This window comes from Methanobrevibacter filiformis (assembly GCF_001639265.1).
In the GTDB taxonomy this organism is placed as follows: domain Archaea; phylum Methanobacteriota; class Methanobacteria; order Methanobacteriales; family Methanobacteriaceae; genus Methanacia; species Methanacia filiformis.
Window position 1 is genome coordinate 1 of record NZ_LWMT01000146.1, and the last position, 1627, is coordinate 1627.

Annotated in this window: 1 protein-coding gene; it reads left to right on the top strand. The window is 27.2% G+C overall.

From position 1 onward, the window contains the following. Positions 1-835: 835 nt before the first annotated feature. Positions 836-1534, top strand: coding sequence for a hypothetical protein (locus tag MBFIL_RS10800; protein WP_066971837.1), 699 nt, complete (start codon positions 836-838; stop codon positions 1532-1534). Positions 1535-1627: the final 93 nt, after the last annotated feature.

Genomic DNA, 1627 nt, shown 5'->3' on the forward strand with positions numbered 1-1627 from the left:
ACTATGGAGAACTATGAAAAATATACTACATAGAAACCCCATTCCAGATATTGAATACCTAAAAAAGGAAGTGGTTAAATTATACTACGAATTAGTTGATGAAATATCTTTTGTCGAAAATTGGATAGATGAATATATTGTCAAAAAATAGGTATCATACTATAGTAGTAATTCTGCTGATAATGGAGGAGTATTATATCTTGTATTAAGTAATAATACTGTTATTACTAACTCTAACTTTGTAAATAACACAGCAAACTATGGAGGAGCAATATATTCTAATAACTCAAATGTAACTATTACATACAATCGCTTTTATAATAACACAGTACAAGGTCAGTTATATGTTAATGGTACTAATGTTAACTTTGTAAATGTTAATGCTAGCTATAATTGGTGGGGAAATAACACTAATCCTCTTTTAAACTCTGTAAAATACAATACAACATTTTTAAACTATATTAATTTAACAAACTATTTCGTCGTAGATGTTTTATTAAATCACATCGAATATGGAACTAAAAACATTGTATTTGATTATGTAATCAAACTAAACACCTCAGACTCATTTACAAATAATCTCCCAGATTTTAATGGAACAATAACCACAATTAGTAGTTATGCAACGACTTTTAATCCTAACTATTCTAATTCATATTCAGTTCCATTTAATCCAACAACTGGAGAAACTGTAACATTTACTGTTGATAACTTCACAAAAACATTTAATATAACTAATGTAAATCTCACTGATATTTATGTTAATGGAACTGGAGGAGATGATAACAATAATGGTCTTAGTTGGATTGATTCAGTTAGAACAATTGAAAAAGCATTGGAACTAGTCTCAAACTATGGCGTTGTAAGAGTAGTACACATAGCTGGAGGTAATTACAACAACAATAATAACCTAACAAGAAACAACACAAACCTCACAATAAATTCAAGTGTAATCTTACTTGGAGAAACTACATTAAGTGGAAAAGTAATATTGGATGGATTAAATAATGGAAGAATATTTAATGTAAATATTGGTGATATTAATCAATCACTTACTCTTGTTAACTTAACATTTGTCAATGGTAATGTAAATGGTAGTGATGGAAATGGTAGTGCATTGTATATAATTAATGCTAATACAACCATATCTAACTCTGAATTTATAAATAATAGTGCTAATTTTGGTGGAGCTATCTACAACAATGATACTAGCAATAATTTTAAAATAATTGATTCTAACTTTACAAGTAACCTAGCAATTAATAATGGTGGAGCTATTTATCTCAATGGTCCTAAAAGTTCTAATATTTTAAATTCCACATTTATTAACCTTATTTTTAACAATAATAGTGCTACTAATGGTGGAGCTATTTATAATAATGTTAGTAATTTCAACCTAACTAATTCTACATTTATGAATAATAGTGCTACTAATGGTGGAGCTATTTATAATAATGTTAGTAATTTCAACCTAACTAATTCTACATTTATGAATAATAGGTTTGTGTCAAAAAGTTGCCTCCTGAAAAATTGATTATTACTAAAATAATGATTTATCATAACATTTAGGTCCATTTTAATTCATCGTTCTGTCTTTCAATTATTGGTTTTAAATAAGACATAGCTC